General features: G+C 67.5%; 3 protein-coding genes. All 3 read right to left on the bottom strand.

All coding sequences use genetic code 11. The features are described 5' to 3' along the window. Positions 1-156 precede the first annotated feature (156 nt). Complete coding sequence (gene gloA2 / locus AB4Y84_RS16600; protein ID WP_442244112.1) at positions 157-561, bottom strand: SMU1112c/YaeR family gloxylase I-like metalloprotein; 405 nt, start codon at positions 559-561, stop codon at positions 157-159. Continuing rightward, positions 558-1628, bottom strand: a complete 1071-nt coding sequence (locus tag AB4Y84_RS16595) for a serine hydrolase domain-containing protein (RefSeq protein WP_442244111.1) — start codon at positions 1626-1628, stop codon at positions 558-560. Before AB4Y84_RS16595 ends, gloA2 begins: the two co-directional genes overlap by 4 nt. Before the next feature lie 16 nt (positions 1629-1644). After that, on the bottom strand, positions 1645-3448 hold a 1804-nt coding region (locus tag AB4Y84_RS16590), incomplete at its 5' end, for a DUF885 domain-containing protein (RefSeq protein ID WP_442250469.1).

Genomic DNA, 3448 nt, shown 5'->3' with positions numbered 1-3448 from the left:
CTGCAAGTACGTCCATGTAAGCTCGGTCGCGCCATCCATGGCGCTCACGCCCCCGCAACCGGCCCCACCCCGCCTTCGACAGGTTCCCGCAGCTGTTGGTAGGTGTCGACCTTGGTCGACACGATGCGTGGATGAATCTCCGCGATTGGAAAACGCTCAACCGGTCTCGTACAGCTCCAGCGGCAGGTCGTCGGGGTCGGCGAAGAAGGTGAAGCGGCGGCCGGTGTATTCATCCACGCGGATCGGTTCGCAGGTTACGCCGTGGCGGGCCAGGCGTTCGATGAAGGGTTCCAGCGCGGCTACCCGGAACGCGAGGTGGCGCAGGCCCTGGGCTTCGGGGCGGCTCGGCCGTGCGGGCGGCGAGGGGAAAGAGAACAGCTCCAGTTGGCCGCCATCGGGCAGGGCCAGGTCCAGCTTCCACGAGTCGCGTACGGCGCGGTGGTTCTCGGCCAGTATGCGCAGGCCCAGCACGCGCACGTAGAAGTCTTTCGAGCGGGCGTAGTCGCTGCAGATCAGTGCGGCATGGTGGATGCCCAGCAGGCCGGTGGTTTCGGTGGTCATTGCAGGGTGTCCAGCCAGCGCTGGGCGATCTTCAACGCCAGCGGATAGGGTTCGGGGGCGTTGCGGTTGCTCAGCACGATCACGGTCAGGTGTTTGTCCGGGTAGCGCAGGATCACATTGCGGAAGCCGATGCTCTCGCCGCTGTGCCAGTGCATGTGGCCGTTCAGGCGCCAGCCGAAGCCGTAATGCGGCACGTCGGGTTCGGTGGTGGCGGTGGCCGGGCTGAACATGGCCTCGCGTGATGCGGCCGAGAGCAGGCGGTCGTCGTACAGGGCCGCGTCCCAGCGGGCGAGGTCGTCCAGCGAGGAGTAGATGCCACCGTCGCCGAGTACGGCGCTGGTGGTGCTCTGGTCGGTGCGTTGCCAGCGGCCGTCGACCTCGCTGTAGCCATAGGCACGCTGCGCCACCACGTCGACACCATCCTGGTGGGCGACGGTATGCGCCATGCCCAGCGGCCGGAAGATGCGCTGCTGCAGGAAACTGGCAAAGTCGGTACCGGCGGCGCGGCCGACGATCAGCGCCAGCAATGCGTAGCCGCTGTTGCTGTAGCGGTACTGCGTACCGGGTGCGAAGGCGAGCCGATCTTCGCGGGCCAACAGCGCCAGCACATCGGTGTCGTGCACCTGCCGGGTGTCGGCAGGGTCCATCAGGTCTTCGTAGTCCAGCAGGCCGCTGGTGTGCGACAGCAACTGGCGCAGGGTGATGGTGGCAGCGGCGGGCGGCAGTTCCGGCAGCCAGCGCCGCGCGGGCTGGTCCAGCGCCACGCGGCCGTCCTCGACCAGCAACAGCACCGCCGCAGCGGTGAACTGCTTGCTGACCGAGGCAAGGCGGAAGTTGCTGGCCGGCGTCACGGCGCTGCCATCCTCGACCACGGCCAACCCGTAGCCGCGACGGAACACCGGCTGCCCGTCGTGCAGCACCAGCACCGCTGCGCCCGGCACCTGGCCGTCGTAGGCCTGCATCAGGCCATCAATGCCTGCATCCGGCGGTGCCAGCGGTGCCGCTGCCAACGCTATCGACGGCAGCAGGGCGAGGACGGTGGCGCACAGCAGGGCGGCAGGGCGCATGGCAGCTCCGTGACGGTCAGGGTGCGGGTGCTGGTGTAGTGGCCGGCTGGGCCAGCCAGCGTTCGATCTTGTGGTCCAGTACATCCAGCGGCATCGAACCGTCCTTCAGCACTTCGGCATGGAAGCGGCGCAGGTCGAACGCTGCGCCCTGGCGTGCCTTGGCCTTGTCGCGCAGGGCGATGATCGTGGTCAGGCCTGCCACGTTGGACAGTGCCTGGCCAGGCTGGGCCATGATCCGTTCCACTTCCGCATTGGCATCGTCAGCGCTCATGTCGACGGTCTTCTGCAGATAGGTCACGGCTTGCTGCTTGCTCCAGCCCTGCGCATGCACGCCGGTGTCGGCGACCACGCGTGCGGCGCGCAGCAGGCGCGAATACAGATAGCCGATGCGGTCGTACGGATCGGTGTACGCGCCGAGGTCTTCGCCGAGGGTTTCCGCATACAGGCCCCAGCCTTCGACGAAGGCAAGGTCACCGCCGAGGCGGCGGAAGCGCGGCAGCTTGGTCAATTCCTGCTGCAGGCCCAGCTGCACATGGTGCCCGGGAATGGCTTCATGCAGGTACTGCACCGGCACGTTCCAGCGCTTGCGGCTGGGCAGGTCGCGGGTGTTGACGAACAGCACGCCGGGTTGTCCTGGGGGCGACGGCTGGTAGGAGGCTGCGGCGGCGGTCATGGCACGCTCCGGCTCCACTGCATGGATCTGCAGCGGCGCCTTCGGCAGGGTGTCCAGTACCTGCGGCAGGCGTGCATCGACCTGCTGCTGCACCTGCCGGTAACGGTTGAGCAGCGCGTTGGCATCGCTGTACTGGAACTGGCGGTCGTTGCGCATGCTGCGCAGCAGCTTGGCCTGCGAACTGCGCAGCTTGCCGTCGCGCATCACCGTGGTGATCTGCGCCTGCAGCTCCTGCACGCGCTGCTCGCCCAGCGCATGCAGCTGCGCGGCGGTCTGCTGGCTGGCAGTGGTCTGCACGATCAGGTTGGCATACCAGGCCTGGCCGTCGGGCAGTGCGCCAAGGCCGCTGCTGCTGCGCGTGGCAGGCAGGTATTCGGTGGCGATGAAGCCACGCAGGGCGCGGTAGGCCGGCATGATGCGCAGTTCGATCATGCGCTTGTACTCACCGCTGATTCGCGCCTTGTCTTCGGCGGAGATGGACTCGGGCATGGTCCGGATCGGCGACCAGAAGATGCTCTCTTCGGCAGTCGGCTTGATCACCGCATCCAGCTGCGGCAGGACCTTTTCCATCAGGTCGCGCGGTTGCACCACACCAGCCTTCATGCCTTGGCGCATGTTGGCGATGGCCTGGTCGAACAGATCGGGGATGCCCAGCGAGCGTCGTGACCAGGTGTCGTAGTCCTTGGCCGTGTTGAACGGCTGCGCGCCAGCGCCGGCGCCGAGGATGGCCATGATGCTGCCGACGTTGTAGTACTGGCTGATCGGCATCATCCAGCTCGGATAACGTTCGGCGGCCAGCGAGGCGCGGGCGTCGCGCACGAAGATCTCGTAGCTGAGCAGGTCCTGCCCCTGCAGGCCGTCGCTGCCGATCTTCTCGACCTTGCCCAGCCACTCGGTGGTGAAGTCGTGCGATTGCTGGCGCCAGGCGGCGGAGAGGATATTGGGCAACTGGTCGTTGTAACGCGGTTCGCCCTGGAAGGTAGCCTGCAGCGGGTTCAACCGCATGGAGGCATCCCAGTACTCGTCGTACAAGCGCTCCAGCTGCACCTGCTTGGGCACTGCGCGGGCCGGGGCGACCGGACGCGGCGCGGCGCGGCGCGCCGAGCTGCCGCGGGCCGGCGTGGTGGCACGCGTGCCGGCGCGGGCC

Source organism: Stenotrophomonas sp. 2YAF22, assembly GCF_052114665.1.
Taxonomy (GTDB): Bacteria; Pseudomonadota; Gammaproteobacteria; order Xanthomonadales; family Xanthomonadaceae; genus Stenotrophomonas; species Stenotrophomonas indicatrix.
The sequence above is the reverse complement of the archived record's forward strand: the minus strand, read 5'-3'. Positions and strand labels throughout refer to the sequence as shown.

Excerpts from the sequence above, each read along its gene's own strand:
- gloA2 (WP_442244112.1), bottom strand. The coding sequence starts at position 561 with ATGACCACCGAAACCACCGGCCTGCTGGGCATCCACCATGCCGCACTG.
- AB4Y84_RS16595 (WP_442244111.1), bottom strand. The coding sequence starts at position 1,628 with ATGCGCCCTGCCGCCCTGCTGTGCGCCACCGTCCTCGCCCTGCTGCCG.